Genomic DNA, 16028 nt, shown 5'->3' with positions numbered 1-16028 from the left:
TTATACTTATTTTAGATTAAACATCATATTGTATAACACTTTCGAGAGGTAGGGATCTTATATGAAACCTAGAGTAGCAATTAATGGATTTGGACGAATTGGTCGGATGGTATTTCGTAAGGCTATACTTGAAAAAAAGGTAACGATTGTAGCTATAAATGCATCATATCCAGTAGAGACGCTTGCTCATCTCATTAAGTATGACAGCATTCATGGAACATTCTCTGCTTCTGTCGAGGTTGTAGGTGGACGGCTTATGGTTGATCAAGAAGAAATTCTTTTGTATAAAACGCGTGATCCTCTTGAATTGCCTTGGGATCATCATGAGATCGATGTTGTCATTGAAGCGACAGGTAAGTTCAAAACGAAAGAGACGGCAGGATATCACTTACAAGCAGGAGCAAAAAAGGTGATTATCACAGCACCAGGTAAAAATGAAGACGCCACCATTGTAATGGGGGTAAATGAAGATGTGTATCAAGCAGACAAACATCACATTATTTCTAATGCATCATGTACTACAAATTGCTTAGCACCAGTTGCTAAGGTACTTGACCAATCATTTGGAATTGAAAGTGGTATGATGACCACCATTCATTCCTACACAAATGATCAAAAAAACATTGATAATCCTCATAAAGATTTGCGTCGTGCACGAGCGTGTGGACAATCTATTATTCCAACTTCCACTGGCGCTGCAAAAGCAATCTCAAAGGTCCTTCCACAACTTGAAGGAAAACTACACGGTATGGCTCTAAGGGTCCCAACACCTAATGTCTCGCTAGTTGATCTAGTCGTTCAACTTAAGCAGGATGTTTCGGCTGAGCAAGTAAATCAGGTGTTTAAGGATGCTGCTAGTGGAGAACTTTCTGGCATTCTGGGGTATACAGATGAGCCACTTGTTTCAATTGATTTTAATGGAGAGGAACAGTCATCAGTAGTAGATGGGCTTTCTACGAGCGTGCAGGGAAGTCGTCAGGTGAAAGTTCTTGCTTGGTATGACAACGAATGGGGTTACTCTTGTCGTGTTGTCGATTTAATGAATTATGTAGCTGGTAAAATAAAAAAAGAAGTGGCTGTTTAATGACTAAAGAGTAGGGATGAGACAATATAAAGCTGTGCCAACATGGCGCAGCTTTTGTCTATTTTAGTCAATTAAATAGATAAGTTTCTCAGGCATTCTATTGCATTGACTTCAAAAACAAAGTATACTAGTTTTCGTGAGCTTCAATAAGGGCGAACAAGGTATGATCTATGCTCATAAAGGGTTAGGACCTCATCGGACTAACTTTCCCCCGTGTGTATAGATGGTGCTGCATGCTTGGAAAGGCATGATTAATACAGTAAAGGGGGATTCAACTTATGGACACAATGGGTCGGCATGTTATTGCAGAACTATGGGGTTGTAATGTAGAAAAGTTGAATAATATGGACTTAATTGAGCAGGTTTTTGTTGATGCCGCGTTAAAAGCAGGAGCTGAAGTGAGAGAAGTGGCTTTTCACAAGTTTGCACCTCATGGTGTAAGTGGAGTGGTAATCATTTCTGAATCACATTTAACAATTCACAGCTTTCCTGAGCATGGCTATGCGAGTATAGATGTGTATACCTGTGGAGATTTGGATCCGCACTTGGCTTCAAATTATATTGCTCAAGAACTTCATTCAACTTCTAGCGAAGTCATTGAAGTACCGCGAGGAATGGGACCTGTACAGCCTAAGAAAGTGGCTGTGGAAGCTAACCAAACATGAAGAATGTAAGGAAGCGAGTCTGTCTATAGGCACATTCGCTTTTTTTTAGATCAATGAATGATAACGCTTTCTGTAGATGATATAAAAAGGGGAGTAGAATAATGGGGTTAAAAGAGACATGGCATTTTCTTACTAGAAGTTATGCGGAAACAGCAGAAAAGCACGGTATAGAAGAACTGAGAACTAGATATTATAAAGGGAATAAGGATAAGGTTATTGAAGCGGTAGAAGCTGTAGTTAAGGAAGAAGGCTATAAGCTAAAACGCACAGAGTTAGAACGAGGAGAGATCATCATCGAGCAGGCATCTGGACAATCTTTTTTGCTCGTTGCATCTGTAATTACGGTTAGACCTTTTAAAACGGCTGTCGATTTTTCATGCTCGTTTAATACCGTTCTACCATCCGATTTTGGTAAGAGCCGTAAGAGGCTCATTCATATGTACAATAAATTAGATAAAAAACTAACATACATCGGGTCTGGCTTAGGGGAAGAATTACTTTAACCGCTTGTCAGGTCCCTTCTTTTTTTATATGATGAGAGATAGAAAGAATGACTTGTGTTAGGTTGGAGATGATTACATGCGATGTCCGGCATGCCATTATAATGGTACAAGGGTACTTGATTCGAGACCTAGTGATGAAGCCCGCTCGATACGGAGACGTAGAGAATGCGAATCGTGTGGAACCCGGTTCACAACCTTTGAGACGGTTGAAGAAGTTCCGTTAATTGTTGTCAAAAAAGATGGAACAAGACAAGAGTTTAGTCGAGAGAAGATCTTAAGGGGACTCATTCGTGCATGTGAGAAAAGGCCAGTTCCTCTAGAAACCTTAGAGAATCTAGTCAATAATGTGGAAAGAGACCTTAGAGGATCTGGGAAAAACGAAATGCTTAGCCATGATGTAGGTGAGCTTGTAATGGAAAGACTGGCAGATATTGATGATGTCGCTTATGTGCGATTTGCTTCAGTATATAGACAGTTTAAAGATATTAATGTATTTATTAAAGAATTAACAGACCTCATGAACAAAGGCTGAATAGGAGCTTAAGCGCGCTGCGCTGTTAAGCTCCTATTTACTCTTTTCAGGACAAAATATGCACAGCAAAAGATGCGGCATGGTACACTATGCGTATGATTTTGACGCAAGGGGGGCTCTAAGTTGAGCTGGCATTGGAGAGAGCTGCTTCCTGTTGACAGATACACAGTAAGAACAGCAGATTATTTAACAGATATGGATCAAAAAGTTATGGTCCTCCTGTATCAACCTTTAATTGGTACCGTTGCAAACGGATTATATACAACATTGTGGGCTCATCTTGAGAGAGATCAGTGGTCAAGTACGGAGCAAACACATCGACATCTGATGCTAATGACAGAATTATCGCTAGCAAAGATTTTTGAAGAGCGAAAGAAGCTTGAAGGTATTGGTTTACTCAAAAGCTATAAACGTAAGGTAGACTCAGAAAGTCTATACTTATACGAGCTCCAACCACCTATGACTCCAAAGCAATTCTTCGAGAATGATGTTCTAAGCGTCTATTTGTTTAATCGATTGGGTAAAACTCAATATCGTGAATTACGAGATCGTTTTTCTGTAGATACAGTCCCATTAGATGAATTCACGGAGTTAACCTATTCTTTTGATGAAGTGTACACATCCTTACATCACTCGGAGATGGTTTCTAATTTGAGATCAGAGACAGGAGAGGCGTTAACCGCAGCCCAAGATAAAACCATCTTGTCGAGAACAAAGAAACAAGGCTTCCATTTCGAAGATTTTGATTTAGACCTGATGAGAAAGTCACTTTCAAGCTTTATTGTTCCTGAGCAAGCCATCTCAGCTGACGTAGAAGAAACAATTATTCGATTAGCCTTTGTTTATCGGATTGAACCACTTGAGATGAGTAAGATTGTGTCTCAGGCAGTGCTTCACGACGAGAAAGTAGACGTAGATATTTTGCGGCGTAAAGCACAGGACTGGTACAGGCTTGAATACGGCGGTACACCTCCTGGACTTGGTCTCAGATCGCATCCGATTGAACATAAGACGATGAATCAAAAAGAAGCCGTTACGGACGAAGAAAAAACCATTCAATTCTATGAAGAGACACCACCTTTAAGACTACTTGAGTTAAGGTCTGAAGGCGCACAGGTAGCACCGGCTGATGCTAAAATTGTAGAAGGTCTTATTCTCGATTATCAATTGCTACCAGGTGTGACAAACGTGTTATTAGATTATGTGTTGTGGCAATATGATATGAAGCTGTCAAAGCCTTTAATTAATAAAATTGCAGGACATTGGTCTAGGAAAAAAGTCAAATTAGTCCGTGAAGCGATGCAGCTTGCTCTAAAAGAACAACAGAGTAAGACGGAAGCTCAGCAACAAACATCTTCGAGTGGAAATCAAAAGCGCCAAGGCAAACGTAATCAGAAGAGAGACAAGCTGCCTAAATGGCTAGTCGAAGAAAAACAATCAAAAATGGCATCTGAAGCGACGTCTGCCGGAGAGACTTCAACAACAAAGAATCAACAATCCAAACAAAGTTTTGAGGAAATGCTAGAAGAACTTCGTAAGTCCAAACAACAGAAAGGAGGTCTAGAATAAAATGGAACCCATTAACACAGCGCTCTCTCAGTGGGATGGAAACAAGGAATTGCAAAAGCGACTAGATCAAGCCAAGCAGTCCTTGCTTAAAAACTCGTATATTACACAGTTTCTTGATGAGCACCCTGGTGTGACAGATGACATGCTGACGACTGGTATGACAAAACTGTATGAGTACAAAAAAGAAAGAGATCATTGCGATCACTGTCCGGGACTAAACCGATGTCCGAATTTGATGCAAGGATACCAACCAGAGCTTTATATTGAACGCAAGAATTTAGAGCTTCGTTATCATGCCTGTAGTTTAAAAGTGCAGCATGAGAAACAGAAGCAGGAGCAAGATTTGATCCGATCTCTCTACATTCCGAAAGATGTGCTATCTGCTAGCTTTAATCAACTTGATGCGGATACCGATCGAATGGAGGCAAGTAAGGCAGCCCTTCATTTTGCGATGAATGCGAATCCTGGCGAAGATGGAATGGGACTTTATTTCTACGGGAAGTTTGGTGTAGGTAAAACCTATTTAATGGGAGCCATTGCTAACGAATTAAAAGAGAGGAATATCGAAACCTTTATCATTTATACGCCTGACTTTTTTAGAGAGATGCGTCAGTCGATTGGCGACGGAACCTTTCAAGAAAAATTAGATGCAGTGAAAAAGGCTAAGGTATTAATCTTGGATGATATTGGTGCAGAAACAACTTCAAGCTGGACTCGAGATGATGTTCTAGGTGCCATTCTTCAGCATCGAATGCTTGAAAAATTACCAACCCTGTTTACATCCAACTATGATTATGATGAACTCGAAAATCATCTATCGTACTCAGACAAGGGCGGAACTGAAGAACTAAAGGCCATGCGAATCATGGAACGTATCAAACACTATACAAAGGTAATTACGGTAAAAGGGGAGAACCGGAGAGGGTGACGGAATCTCTCCTTTTTCAATGAGTTTAGCAATTGGATGTTTCTATTTAACTATGATACGATAAAACTATCCTGTGAAAGATGATGGGGGTTACACAGATGAGCGTCGACGAGATACTTGAACGCGCAGTGAATGGAGATCGAATCTCTATGGCTGACGCTGTAAAATTATATGAAAGTGATGACCTTGAAAAGCTAGGAAAAGCTGCCGACACAATTATGAAAAAGTGGCATCCTGATCCTGTGACTACGTTTGTGATTGGGCGTAATGTAAACTACACAAACTTCTGTGATACATACTGCAGTTTTTGTGCTTTTTATCGTCCTCCAAATTCCAAGGAAGGCTATGTATTGGATGATGAAGTGATCTTCTCAAAAATCCAAGAAACGCTTGATGTGGGTGGAACAGAGATTTTGATGCAAGGTGGAACTAATCCTAATTTAAAACTTGATTACTATACCAACTTATTAAAAGGGATTAAAGAACGCTTTCCTGATATTTGGATGCATTCGTTTTCTCCAGCTGAGATTTGGAAGATTGCAGATGTATCAGGTATAACGGTCGAGGAAGTCCTGCGGGAGTTACATGAAGCTGGCTTAGACAGTATGCCTGGGGGCGGAGCTGAGATTTTAACGGAAGAAACCAGATTACGTGTTAGTCGCTTAAAGGTAACCTGGGAGCAATGGATGGAAGCCATGACTGCAAGCAAAAAGGTTGGGATGTTTGGCTCAGCCACAATGGTTATTGGTTTTGGTGAATCATTTGAAGAAAGAGCGCTACACTTGCAGAGAGTAAGAGATGCACAGGATGAGACGGAATGTTTCACAGCTTTTATCTCATGGTTGCTTCAGCCTGAGAATACTGGACTCAAAAGATTGAAGAAGTTAACCAAAGAAGATTACTTGAAAAATGTTGCGATTTCTCGCATTTTTCTTGATAACATTCCGAATTTCCAATCCTCATGGGTTACAATGGGGCCGGAAGTCGGGAAGCAATCCTTACACTTTGGTTGTAATGATTTCGGTTCAACGATGATGGAAGAGAATGTTGTTTCTGCAGCTAATACAACGCATAAGGTGAATACGAACTTAACGCTTCGACTGATTCGTGAAGCAGGAAAAATTCCAGCTCAACGTACAACAGGTTATGATATTCTTCGAGTGTTTGACGGTGAAGAAACAGCAGAAAAAGACTTTATTATGCAAAATTAAATGAACCGATGTACTCCCCGCAGAAATGCGGGGAGTTTTTTTATGGATATGGAGGAATCTGTCGCACAAAAAACAATAGTACCTCGGCATGTTCTCACATTTGATACATAGGATGAGATAGAGCCCATGATAGGCATAAGGACGATCTTGTGAAGATAAGTTTGATATGGTAAGGGGGAGTTGACGGTTGATCGCTATACACTTTGAAGAAAAATTGGATTGTCGGAACCTATATGACGAAATAAAGGATTATGTCCAACGATTTCAGCCCTATGGTCTAGGAGTAGAGATAAAGGTAGATGAAGAAGGTGTGTTGTATGTGCATTATCAGGATGTCCAAGTCAGCTTTTATGACTCGTTTCATCCACTTCTTGCCTCTATACTCACGGAATATGTGATCGACAGTAAAGAAGAGGAATGGCTCTTATCGATAATTGAAACCATGTTTTACTTTACTGATAAGGAAGAACAGTTTCAAATTCTTTCTATCGCAAAGTTAATCCTTGATGGAGACCGACAAGACCTTCCTGATATTCAACTGTTTTTTAATCGTAAAGAATTTATCTACCGTGCATTCGCAACGCATATTGAACAAGAAACCTCTTTCTATTATGAACCATTCTTAACATTCCGCCTTCGTGAATATGGAGAACTATTAATTGATTGTGTGGAAATGGCCATCGATGAATATATGTTAGAGCAAGATTATCAAACTATGTTGGAGAACTATAGGCAACATTTACGGAAAGCACCGTCTAAGGTGAATCATTTGTACATTGTTCATGATCAAGTGTTCACTATTTATGATAGTCAGTTTCGTGAGTTAACAAAAGAAGAAATCCTTTTCTATTTAGAAGAAGACCTGATCTTTGAAGAAGGACTTGATGTACAGGACATGATGATCAGTCCCTTGGTCAGTATGGTACCGGCTGAAGTTCATGTATTCACGGATGAACCAGAAAATGGGGTCATTCTTTCCATTCAATCTATATTTGAAGAGCGATTGCATATCTACCCTTTAAGGGAGCAATCAGAAAAAAAACACGAACCCACTTGATTTTTCTTTAACGCCTCCCTATAATATACTACATATTAATCATTCGAATGATATGAATAGTAATGATAAGGATACGAGGCGTGTTTAGCTGGTTTTTCAGAGAATGAGGCGATTGGTGAGAGTCTCAAAACAAGGAATGCGACCTTACCACCTTTAAACTGCATTGGGGAACCTTTTTATTTAGTATCCAATGCCGGCGCGCAGCCGTTATCTGTAAGATAAGCCGTATACGTACGGACATTAGGGTGGAACCGCGAACCACACTCGCCCCTTCATTGGAAGGGACGAGTGTTTTTTTTGTGCTCGAAAATAGAAAAAAAGGAGCGAGTTAAGACATGGATAAGACGCTAGAACTGATTTTTCCTGATGGAGCAAAAAAAGAGTTTCCTGAAGGAACTACAACAGAAGATGTAGCAGCTTCGATTAGCCCAGGATTAAAGAAAAAGGCCATTGCTGGAAAGATAAATGGACAGCTCATTGATCTTAAACGACCAATTCCTGAAAATGGTGAAGTGGCGATCATTACACCCGAGTCAGATGAGGCACTTGAGATCTTACGACATAGTACAGCACACTTGATGGCACAGGCTGTTCGCCGTTTATTTAAAAACGTGAAGCTGGGTGTTGGCCCTGTGATTGAAGATGGATTTTATTATGATATCGATTCTGAGGAGTCAATTACTCAAGAGGATTTGCCAAAAATCGAAAAGGAAATGAAAAAGATTGTTTCCGAAAACCTTGAGATTCAACGTTTGGAAGTGAGTCGTGATGAGGCGAAAGTCAAGTTTGGTGAAGATGAATATAAACAAGAATTAATCGGTGTGATCCCAGAAGACGAGCAAGTAACGATTTATGAGCAGGGTGATTTCTTTGATTTATGTCGTGGGATTCATGTCCCTTCAACAAACAAGATCAAAGCCTTTAAGCTACAAAATTTAGCGGGAGCTTATTGGAGAGGGAACAGCGATAACAAGATGTTACAACGCATTTATGGAACAGCCTTTTTTAAACAAGCTGACCTTGACGAGCATCTAGAGTTACTTCGCCAAGCGAAGGAACGTGATCACCGTAAGCTAGGACGTGAGTTGGAGCTATTTATGTTCTCAGAAGAAGCGCCAGGGATGCCGTTTTTCCTTCCGAATGGTCAAACAATCCGCACAGAGCTTGAGAACTTCTCGCGCAATCTGTATAACAAAGCAGGTTATCAGGAAGTGAGAACTCCACTAATGATGAACCAACGTCTATGGGAGCAATCAGGTCACTGGGATCATTACCATGAGAATATGTATTTCTCAGATGTAGATGATAAACGTTTTGCCCTAAAACCAATGAACTGTCCTGGACATATGCTTATCTACAAAAACAAACAGCATTCTTACCGTGACCTACCGATTCGTATGGCTGAATTTGGTCAAGTACATCGCCACGAGTTAAGTGGATCTTTAAATGGTATGCTGCGTGTTCGTACGTTTACGCAAGATGATGCTCACATCTTTGTTGCACCCAATCAGATTGAAGATGAGCTGAAGCAAGTGTTTGGTCTTGTGGATCAAATCTATAGCACGTTTGGATTTGAATATTCTGTAGAGCTTTCCACACGTCCGGAAGATTCGATGGGAGCGGACGAGCTTTGGGAACAAGCAGAACAATCACTTGAGAACGTATTAAAGGATCTTAATGTTGACTACTACCTAAATGAGGGAGACGGTGCCTTTTACGGTCCGAAAATTGATTTCCACATTAAAGATGCATTGAAACGCAGTCACCAATGTGCAACGATTCAACTAGACTTCCAAATGCCAGAAAAATTTGACCTGACTTATGTGAACGAACAAGGTGAAAAAGATCGTCCAATTGTTATTCACCGTGCTGTATTTGGTTCAATTGACCGTTTCATTGCAATTCTTATTGAGCACTTCGCTGGAGCTTTCCCTACTTGGCTGGCACCTGTTCAAGTTCAAGTGATCCCGGTCTCTCCAGAAGCACATCTGGAATATGCGGAAAGTGTAAAGTCACTTCTTGAAGATGCAGGTGTTCGTGTGCAGTTAGATGAGCGTAATGAGAAGATTGGGTATAAAATTCGTGAAGCTCAAATGAAGAAGACACCTTATATGCTTGTGCTTGGAGACAAAGAGGTTACCGATGGCACAGTAAATATTCGTAAGTACGGTGAACAAGAACAACATGTTGTGAACAAAGAAGACTTCTTGAAGCAGTTGGTTGATGAAATTGCTTCTCATAAACTTTAATTCAATAGAGCTGGAGGGGAGAGACCATAATGGAATTTAACATGACAGAGAACGGCTTCCAACACAAAACAACCTTTGGTACATTGGATGTATCGGGGAATGAAGAGTATGAGTTTCGTCCCTATCAATTATTGGTCTCTTCCATTGCTGTATGTAGTGGCGGTGTATTAAGAAAAGTTCTTCAAAAGAAACGCATAGCTTACTCAGACATTACTATTGTAGCGGAGGTCACTCGAAATGAAGCGGGAGTTAATGAAGTAACTGACGTGGCTCTTCATTTCACCATAAGTGGAACAGAGGCATCTGAGGAGACGATAGCTAAGGCGTTAGAGCTATCAATAAAAAACTGCCCGATCGTTCAGTCCGTGAACAACAGCATCCGAATCACAGAAGACTTCACTTTAGATAATTAATCAGTTGACAGCCTGTATTGGTTATGATAATATTCTATGAGTGTGTTAAACAGAATATAAGAAAGCAGAGGCGCCCGCTTCTCACCTGATCGACATATGTTGGCAGGTATCATTCGTTTCTTGTAATTAACGAGTTATCAGTGTGGGCGCAGTGCGTCCGCACTTTTTTGTGTGGAATTTCTCAAAGCATACTGCTGCTACTTTCTTGTACACACGTCAACAAAAGATGACCTGTACTGACTATATATCTAGTCTGCAAGATCAAATCCAGTGGAGGTGGCTCATTATTAGTAAAGACATGTTGGTCAATGAAGGGATTCGTGCCCGGGAAGTACGTCTTATTGGTGCAAATGGCGATCAAATCGGTGTTAAATCGAAGTTTGAAGCGCTAGAAATGGCCCAAAGTGTTAACCTTGACCTTGTGTGCGTAGCACCAACTGCAAAACCGCCTGTTTGCCGCATAATGGATTATGGAAAATACCGCTATGAGCAACAGAAGAAAGACAAAGAAGCACGTAAAAACCAAAAGATTATTAACACTAAAGAAGTCCGTCTGAGCCCAACGATTGAGGATCATGACTTCAATACGAAGCTACGTAATGCACGTAAGTTTCTTGAGAAGGGCGACAAGGTTAAGGCAGCTATTAGGTTCCGTGGACGTGCAATTACTCATTCACAGATTGGTCGCGTAGTACTTGAGCGTTTGGCTAAAGAATGTGAAGATATTGCAACGATTGAAGCGAGACCAAAAATGGAAGGCCGTAGCATGTTCCTTGTGCTTGCTCCGAACGCGGAGAAATAACAGCCTGTCTTGAACCACATTAAAGGAGGATTAGTTTCATGCCAAAAATGAAAACACACAGAGGCGCTGCTAAGCGTTTCAAACGTACAGGAAGCGGCAAACTAAAACGTTCACACGCTTTTACTAGCCACATGTTCCGTAACAAGTCTCAAAAGCAAAAACGTAAGCTGCGTAAGTCGGCTATGGTTCATTCCGGAGACTTCAAACGCATTCGTCAAATGTTAACCTACAAAAAATAAGATCTTTTTCGGATTATAAAGGAGGGATTAGCGATGCCAAGAGTAAAAGGCGGATATGTCGCTCGTCGTCGTCGTAAGAAAGTATTAAAGTTAGCTAAAGGGTATTACGGTTCTAAGCATACGTTATTCAAATCAGCACAAGGTCAGGTAATGAAAGCATTACTTTATGCTTACCGTGACCGTCGTCAAAAGAAACGTGATTTCCGTAAGCTTTGGATTACACGTATCAACGCAGCTGCACGTATCAACGGATTGTCTTACAGCCGTTTGATGCACGGATTAAAGCTTGCTGAGATTAATGTTAACCGTAAAATGCTTGCTGACTTAGCTGTTAATGATGAAGTAGCTTTCACTGCTTTAGCAGAACAAGCTAAAACAAGCCTTAAAGGCTAAGTAAGTATATAGTATAAAAAGCGCAGTCATCAGACCGCGCTTTTTTTCATGCAGGATGGGAGTGGACAAAATGGATGACAATCTTGGTGTGTTACTAGGAGTGTATTTGACGATACTTACGATCGTTGGTTTTATGACTATGTATCGAGATAAACAACTTGCCATCAAACAAAAGAGAAGAACCCCTGAAAAGACCCTGATGCTCATTGCACTACTTGGTGGAAGTTTAGGTTCACTAGCTGGAATGCGTATGTTCAGGCACAAAACAAAGCATGCAAAATTTTCGGTGGGGCTGCCTGTTCTGCTAATTCTTCACATTAGCATTCTTTTGTTCATCCTTCTACCTATACAAGCATAATGTAAGGAAGGAAGAGGGGAGACTGTTGCGAATTGGAAGACTTCGTTGATCCACTATTACAATTTATCGAACAAGCTGGATGGCTTGGGCCATTTTTCTTTATTCTTTTTCATTTAGTTAGACAAGTTTTATTTATTCCAGTGTTATTGATTTGTCTTGCCGGAGGATTTATCTTTGGTGGTGTGTTAGGATCTCTGTATTCTTTTATTGGACTCATGGGCTCGTCCATTAGCTTTTATTTTTTGATGAAGTATATTCCTTGGTTGCATAAGAGGTTAGCAAGACTAAAAGAGAGAGTCCTCAAAAAAGATCCTGATCTTAACGTATGGCAGCTATCTGTATTTCGTCTTGTGCCATTTGTTCATTTTCATGTGTTGTCTTTTTACGTCATGGAGAAATCAGCTGACTTTAAAGGGTATGTAAGGCAATCCTTTATCATGAATATCCCTATGGCCATCGTCTATACAACGTTTGGAAACTTACTCTACGATTTAAATCCATATGGGCTATTTGCCCTTGCGTCCTTCTTAATACTTCTAATGATTATTAGTCGAAATTGGAGTGATCAGGCTGTCACTCGTTAGTGTAAAAAGTCATTAAATAATCTCCTCTATCTATTCGATATAGAAATGATGTGGAGATTCATTTTTTATATAAAATGAAAGCGCTTTACTTATTTGTTGACAGAGTGATCCTTCTTAACCTTAATCAAGAATGAAGAAATAGATTGGGACATTCGTCAGTGTATATCCGGAGCGGTAGTCTCACTCTATCACTCTCATATTTTTAATAAATAAAACCCGAATCATTATGCGAGTTAAAACAGCATAATGATTCGGGTTTTTTGATAACTTATTTCTTATCTCGTAGGAATTCTTTAATGGGTGATTTCCATTCAATTGCTGACTGAGGGTATCGAACGTGAATATCTTCTTCAATAAATTGAAAATCTTCTCGTGTTAACCCTTGTAACGCGTTATAATCCTTCGTCCATACATAAATGGTCACAATATCAAATGCAGTGTCTGTGGCACCCATGTATTTTTCTCCTTCAAACATGACGCCTTTATAGGTTAAAGAGAAGTTCTTTCGGACATCCTTTTGATCATCAAGAAAAAAGAATTGTCTTTGCCCATGTGCCTTCTCAAGCTTACGTAGAGGATGAAAAAAGTATTTTATAATACTAAATGCAACAATAAGTAGCGCTATAAGTAACATCAGTCTAAAAAGTATGACCATCATACGATTCAAGCCCCTTTCGGCCTCCCTCAAATAATGTATCTGAGTTTGTCTTATGATATGCTATACGAATCAGCTTGAAAATGGTTGCAGGGATTTCAAAAAAAAATAAAATTAATTTTAGAATGATCATATATTTTCTACAAAGTGGAGTCTGAGGTTTGAATACGCTATACTTTATGAAAAGAATAAAGGAGGTACAAAAGAATGAAAGAGGATCAACAGCTTCAAATGCTAAAAGCCCTAACTGATGCAAAAGGAATTTCTGGTTTTGAGGCAGAGGCTCGTGAAGTCATGAGTACGTACATAAAAGAGTATGCCGATGAGGTATATACAGACCGGCTTGGAAGCCTTGTAGCAAAGAAAACAGGGGATTCTGATGGTCCAAAAATCATGGTGGCGGGTCACTTAGATGAGATCGGTTTTATGATTACATCCATAGATGACAAAGGATTCTTACGTTTTCAAACGGTTGGTGGCTGGTGGGGGCAAGTAATGCTTGCACAACGCGTTACCATTGTCACAAAAGACGGTGAGGTTCCAGGTATTATTGGTTCAAAGCCCCCTCATATCCTAACGCCAGAAGCTAGAAAAAAACCAGTAGAAATCAAAGATATGTTTATTGATATTGGTGCAGAGAGTAGAGACCAGGCAGAGAGCTTTGGCATTCGTCCAGGTGATGCAGTGGTTCCTGTCTGTGAATTCACCGTAATGAAAAATGAAAAGCTACTTATGGCAAAGGCTTGGGATAACCGGATTGGCTGTGCGATTGCCATTGATGTGCTACGTTTATTGCAAGATGTAGACCATCCAAATACGGTATATGGAGTAGGCACTGTTCAGGAAGAGGTTGGATTAAGAGGGGCAAAAACATCTGCACACCTCATTCAGCCTGATATAGGCTTTGGAGTTGATGTTGGTATAGCTGGCGATACACCAGGTATTACGGAGAATGAGGCTCAAGCGAAGATGGGCAAGGGTCCTCAAATTGTTTTATATGATGCTTCCATGATTGCTCATAAAGGATTACGGGATTTTGTCGTACAAACGGCATATGAGCATCACATTCCATATCAATATGAATCCATGGCAGGTGGTGGCACAGATTCAGGAGCGATTCACCTGACTGCAAATGGTGTGCCTGCGCTTTCAATTACAGTGGCTACGCGTTATATCCATACTCATGCCGCGATTCTTCACAGAGCTGATTATGAGAATGCCGTCAAATTAATTGTAGAAGTGATTAAGAAGCTTGATCATGATACGGTACATGCTATAACCTATTCATAAGAGATCACACATAAAAAGGTCAGAGTCACGCTATCGTGTCACTGACCTTTTTACATTTAGAATGGTGGACATTTAGCTTTGTAGCCCTTGACTGATAATGTCGCATATTTCATTTTTTTGTTCTTCATTTGCTTCATTCCAGTATACTTCGAATAAAACACCTAGTCCTGGAAGCATTTTTTCTTCGCCGTTTTGGATGGCATCCACGATCGTCGCTTCTACTTCTTGTTCACTATTGCCTTGGATGTTAGCCATAATAGCTCCTCGTAAATTAAAACCCATATCATTATCTCTCCTTTTAATAAAATTCAGTGTACATTTTAGTATGGTTTGTTTAATGTAGAATATGCTTGAAAAAAATTATATGATAGACCATACAGTGAATGATAAATGTACGTATAGAGAAAAGAGGATCTCATGAAACGAATTGATTCAAGTAAAAATGAACTCATAAAACAATGGAAGAAACTACACAAAAAAAGAGGGCGCGAGAAATCAGGTCAATTTCTGATTGAAGGGCATCATCTGATTGAAGAGGCTCTTCGTGCAGGAATTGAAGTACATGCGATGATTATGACGGAAGAGGTCATTTTACCGAGTAGTTGGGTAGTAGATGAGGGGAAGTTAGTCTTAACGACAACGAGTGTCATGAAAGAGCTATGCGAAACAGAATCGCCACAAGGAGTAGCTGCAATTTGCAGCTTGCCGACTGATACAGATTTATCTCCTCAGTTAGGAAAGTACTTATTAATCGACCGAGTGCAGGATCCTGGAAATATTGGCACACTTATTCGAACAGCAGATGCTGTTGGGTTGGATGGAGTCATCCTTGAGAAAGGCTCTGTTGATATTTATAACAGCAAAGTGGTCCGCGCCTCTCAAGGGTCTATCTTTCATGTACCTATAGTGAAAGGGGATTTGTTGGAGTGGATTCATGAGTTCAAACGTGTTGGCGTGCCTGTTTTTGGAACAGCTCTTGAACAAGCAAGTTCCTATTCGGCTATTCAGCCACAGAAAAACTTTGCTTTAATCCTAGGTAATGAAGGAGAAGGAGTAAATAAGGAACTACTTGATAACAGTGATCAGAATCTGTATATCCCAATTTATGGACAGGCAGAGTCACTAAATGTTTCAGTGGCAGCGGGGATTTTGTTGTATCATCTTCGAAACGAAACTTTTTAACGACGATGGTTGCGAATAAGCCATGATTTCTCTATAATAAATAACAGATTCATACACAAAAATGCGAAGAAAGAGAGTAGTATGCCTTTTACCGCCTGACAGAGAGAGATGCGATTGCTGAAAGCATCTTAAGGAAATGGGAAGGTTGAATTCACTCTGGAGCAGACATTGGACCGCAAATTTATGCGAAGATGTTTCCGGCTAAGAAGCCGTTATCCGTCAGAGAGTTAAACAGGGTTTATTTCTGTTTTAAATGTAGGGTGGTACCACGAGTCTTTCGTCCCTTTCCGGGGAGAAGGCTCTTTTTTTATTTC

19 protein-coding genes and 2 other annotated features are annotated in these 16028 nt (G+C 40.2%); of the genes, 17 read left to right on the top strand and 2 right to left on the bottom strand.

Annotation, left to right across the window (positions count from 1 at the left end):
• The first annotated feature begins 61 nt into the window (after positions 1-61).
• The 15 genes from J2S05_RS14175 (at position 62) to J2S05_RS14105 (ending at position 12587) form a co-directional block, all read left to right on the top strand.
• Complete coding sequence (locus tag J2S05_RS14175) at positions 62-1084, top strand: glyceraldehyde-3-phosphate dehydrogenase (RefSeq protein ID WP_306983873.1); 1023 nt, start codon at positions 62-64, stop codon at positions 1082-1084.
• Between the two features lie 278 nt (positions 1085-1362).
• Positions 1363-1749 carry an adenosylmethionine decarboxylase gene (gene speD, locus J2S05_RS14170; RefSeq protein WP_306983871.1) on the top strand — a complete coding sequence of 129 codons (387 nt, stop codon included), beginning with the start codon at positions 1363-1365 and terminating at the stop codon, positions 1747-1749.
• A 101-nt stretch (positions 1750-1850) separates the two neighbouring features.
• Positions 1851-2252, top strand: coding sequence for a DUF1499 domain-containing protein (locus J2S05_RS14165; RefSeq protein WP_306983869.1), 402 nt, complete (start codon positions 1851-1853; stop codon positions 2250-2252).
• A gap of 76 nt (positions 2253-2328) precedes the next feature.
• Complete coding sequence (nrdR, locus tag J2S05_RS14160) at positions 2329-2784, top strand: transcriptional regulator NrdR (RefSeq protein WP_306983867.1); 456 nt, start codon at positions 2329-2331, stop codon at positions 2782-2784.
• A 123-nt stretch (positions 2785-2907) separates the two neighbouring features.
• Complete coding sequence (locus tag J2S05_RS14155; protein WP_306983866.1) at positions 2908-4353, top strand: replication initiation and membrane attachment family protein; 1446 nt, start codon at positions 2908-2910, stop codon at positions 4351-4353.
• 1 nt (position 4354) lies between these two features.
• On the top strand, positions 4355-5281 hold the full coding sequence (gene dnaI / locus J2S05_RS14150) for a primosomal protein DnaI (protein WP_306983863.1): 927 nt from the start codon (positions 4355-4357) through the stop codon (positions 5279-5281).
• Positions 5282-5379: 98 nt separating this feature from the next.
• Positions 5380-6492 carry a cyclic dehypoxanthinyl futalosine synthase gene (mqnC, locus tag J2S05_RS14145; RefSeq protein ID WP_306983862.1) on the top strand — a complete coding sequence of 371 codons (1113 nt, stop codon included), beginning with the start codon at positions 5380-5382 and terminating at the stop codon, positions 6490-6492.
• 187 nt (positions 6493-6679) lie between these two features.
• Positions 6680-7549, top strand: a complete 870-nt coding sequence (ytxC, locus tag J2S05_RS14140; RefSeq protein WP_306983861.1) for a putative sporulation protein YtxC — start codon at positions 6680-6682, stop codon at positions 7547-7549.
• 335 nt (positions 7550-7884) lie between these two features.
• Positions 7885-9798: a threonine--tRNA ligase gene (gene thrS / locus J2S05_RS14135; protein WP_306983860.1), complete on the top strand. Its 1914-nt coding sequence runs from the start codon at positions 7885-7887 to the stop codon at positions 9796-9798.
• A 29-nt stretch (positions 9799-9827) separates the two neighbouring features.
• Positions 9828-10211, top strand: coding sequence for an OsmC family protein (locus tag J2S05_RS14130; protein WP_306983859.1), 384 nt, complete (start codon positions 9828-9830; stop codon positions 10209-10211).
• Between the two features lie 56 nt (positions 10212-10267).
• Positions 10268-10386 (top strand) — a sequence feature (ribosomal protein L20 leader region).
• 123 nt (positions 10387-10509) lie between these two features.
• A complete protein-coding gene (gene infC, locus J2S05_RS14125) occupies positions 10510-11013 on the top strand; it encodes a translation initiation factor IF-3 (protein ID WP_251609004.1) in 504 nt (167 codons plus the stop codon).
• 38 nt (positions 11014-11051) lie between these two features.
• Entirely contained in the window at positions 11052-11252 is a 201-nt protein-coding gene (gene rpmI / locus J2S05_RS14120; protein ID WP_143846360.1) for a 50S ribosomal protein L35, read from the top strand.
• A 33-nt stretch (positions 11253-11285) separates the two neighbouring features.
• Entirely contained in the window at positions 11286-11645 is a 360-nt protein-coding gene (gene rplT, locus J2S05_RS14115; RefSeq protein WP_306983858.1) for a 50S ribosomal protein L20, read from the top strand.
• Between the two features lie 70 nt (positions 11646-11715).
• Entirely contained in the window at positions 11716-12003 is a 288-nt protein-coding gene (locus J2S05_RS14110) for a DUF1294 domain-containing protein (protein WP_306983857.1), read from the top strand.
• A 32-nt stretch (positions 12004-12035) separates the two neighbouring features.
• The gene (locus tag J2S05_RS14105) at positions 12036-12587 is read left to right on the top strand and encodes a TVP38/TMEM64 family protein (protein WP_306983856.1); all 552 of its coding nucleotides are present in this window, start codon (positions 12036-12038) and stop codon (positions 12585-12587) included.
• A 268-nt stretch (positions 12588-12855) separates the two neighbouring features.
• Here the strand turns inward: J2S05_RS14105 and J2S05_RS14100 are convergent, their stop codons facing one another.
• The gene (locus J2S05_RS14100) at positions 12856-13245 is read right to left on the bottom strand and encodes a sigma-w pathway protein ysdB (protein ID WP_306983854.1); all 390 of its coding nucleotides are present in this window, start codon (positions 13243-13245) and stop codon (positions 12856-12858) included.
• A gap of 204 nt (positions 13246-13449) precedes the next feature.
• Between J2S05_RS14100 and J2S05_RS14095 the strand changes: the two genes are divergently transcribed.
• Positions 13450-14532 (top strand): M42 family metallopeptidase, encoded by a 1083-nt coding sequence (locus J2S05_RS14095; RefSeq protein WP_306983853.1) that lies wholly within the window; start codon positions 13450-13452, stop codon positions 14530-14532.
• Positions 14533-14604: 72 nt separating this feature from the next.
• Here the strand turns inward: J2S05_RS14095 and sspI are convergent, their stop codons facing one another.
• Positions 14605-14814 carry a small acid-soluble spore protein SspI gene (gene sspI / locus J2S05_RS14090; protein WP_306983851.1) on the bottom strand — a complete coding sequence of 70 codons (210 nt, stop codon included), beginning with the start codon at positions 14812-14814 and terminating at the stop codon, positions 14605-14607.
• Between the two features lie 135 nt (positions 14815-14949).
• Between sspI and J2S05_RS14085 the strand changes: the two genes are divergently transcribed.
• Positions 14950-15714: a TrmH family RNA methyltransferase gene (locus tag J2S05_RS14085; protein ID WP_306983849.1), complete on the top strand. Its 765-nt coding sequence runs from the start codon at positions 14950-14952 to the stop codon at positions 15712-15714.
• A gap of 57 nt (positions 15715-15771) precedes the next feature.
• Positions 15772-16002: a binding site (T-box leader), on the top strand.
• Positions 16003-16028 lie beyond the last annotated feature (26 nt).

The sequence above is a fragment of the Alkalicoccobacillus murimartini genome, assembly GCF_030813245.1.
In the GTDB taxonomy this organism is placed as follows: domain Bacteria; phylum Bacillota; class Bacilli; order Bacillales; family Bacillaceae_D; genus Alkalicoccobacillus; species Alkalicoccobacillus murimartini.
Note: the sequence above shows the minus strand (reverse complement) of the source record. Positions and strands in the feature narration are given on the sequence as shown.

Excerpts from the sequence above, each read along its gene's own strand:
- J2S05_RS14175 (WP_306983873.1), top strand. The coding sequence starts at position 62 with ATGAAACCTAGAGTAGCAATTAATGGATTTGGACGAATTGGTCGGATG.
- speD (WP_306983871.1), top strand. The coding sequence starts at position 1,363 with ATGGACACAATGGGTCGGCATGTTATTGCAGAACTATGGGGTTGTAAT.
- J2S05_RS14165 (WP_306983869.1), top strand. The coding sequence starts at position 1,851 with ATGGGGTTAAAAGAGACATGGCATTTTCTTACTAGAAGTTATGCGGAA.
- nrdR (WP_306983867.1), top strand. The coding sequence starts at position 2,329 with ATGCGATGTCCGGCATGCCATTATAATGGTACAAGGGTACTTGATTCG.
- dnaI (WP_306983863.1), top strand. The coding sequence starts at position 4,355 with ATGGAACCCATTAACACAGCGCTCTCTCAGTGGGATGGAAACAAGGAA.
- mqnC (WP_306983862.1), top strand. The coding sequence starts at position 5,380 with ATGAGCGTCGACGAGATACTTGAACGCGCAGTGAATGGAGATCGAATC.
- thrS (WP_306983860.1), top strand. The coding sequence starts at position 7,885 with ATGGATAAGACGCTAGAACTGATTTTTCCTGATGGAGCAAAAAAAGAG.
- J2S05_RS14130 (WP_306983859.1), top strand. The coding sequence starts at position 9,828 with ATGGAATTTAACATGACAGAGAACGGCTTCCAACACAAAACAACCTTT.
- infC (WP_251609004.1), top strand. The coding sequence starts at position 10,510 with ATGTTGGTCAATGAAGGGATTCGTGCCCGGGAAGTACGTCTTATTGGT.
- rpmI (WP_143846360.1), top strand. The coding sequence starts at position 11,052 with ATGCCAAAAATGAAAACACACAGAGGCGCTGCTAAGCGTTTCAAACGT.
- rplT (WP_306983858.1), top strand. The coding sequence starts at position 11,286 with ATGCCAAGAGTAAAAGGCGGATATGTCGCTCGTCGTCGTCGTAAGAAA.
- J2S05_RS14110 (WP_306983857.1), top strand. The coding sequence starts at position 11,716 with ATGGATGACAATCTTGGTGTGTTACTAGGAGTGTATTTGACGATACTT.
- J2S05_RS14100 (WP_306983854.1), bottom strand. The coding sequence starts at position 13,245 with ATGATGGTCATACTTTTTAGACTGATGTTACTTATAGCGCTACTTATT.
- J2S05_RS14095 (WP_306983853.1), top strand. The coding sequence starts at position 13,450 with ATGAAAGAGGATCAACAGCTTCAAATGCTAAAAGCCCTAACTGATGCA.
- sspI (WP_306983851.1), bottom strand. The coding sequence starts at position 14,814 with ATGGGTTTTAATTTACGAGGAGCTATTATGGCTAACATCCAAGGCAAT.
- J2S05_RS14085 (WP_306983849.1), top strand. The coding sequence starts at position 14,950 with ATGAAACGAATTGATTCAAGTAAAAATGAACTCATAAAACAATGGAAG.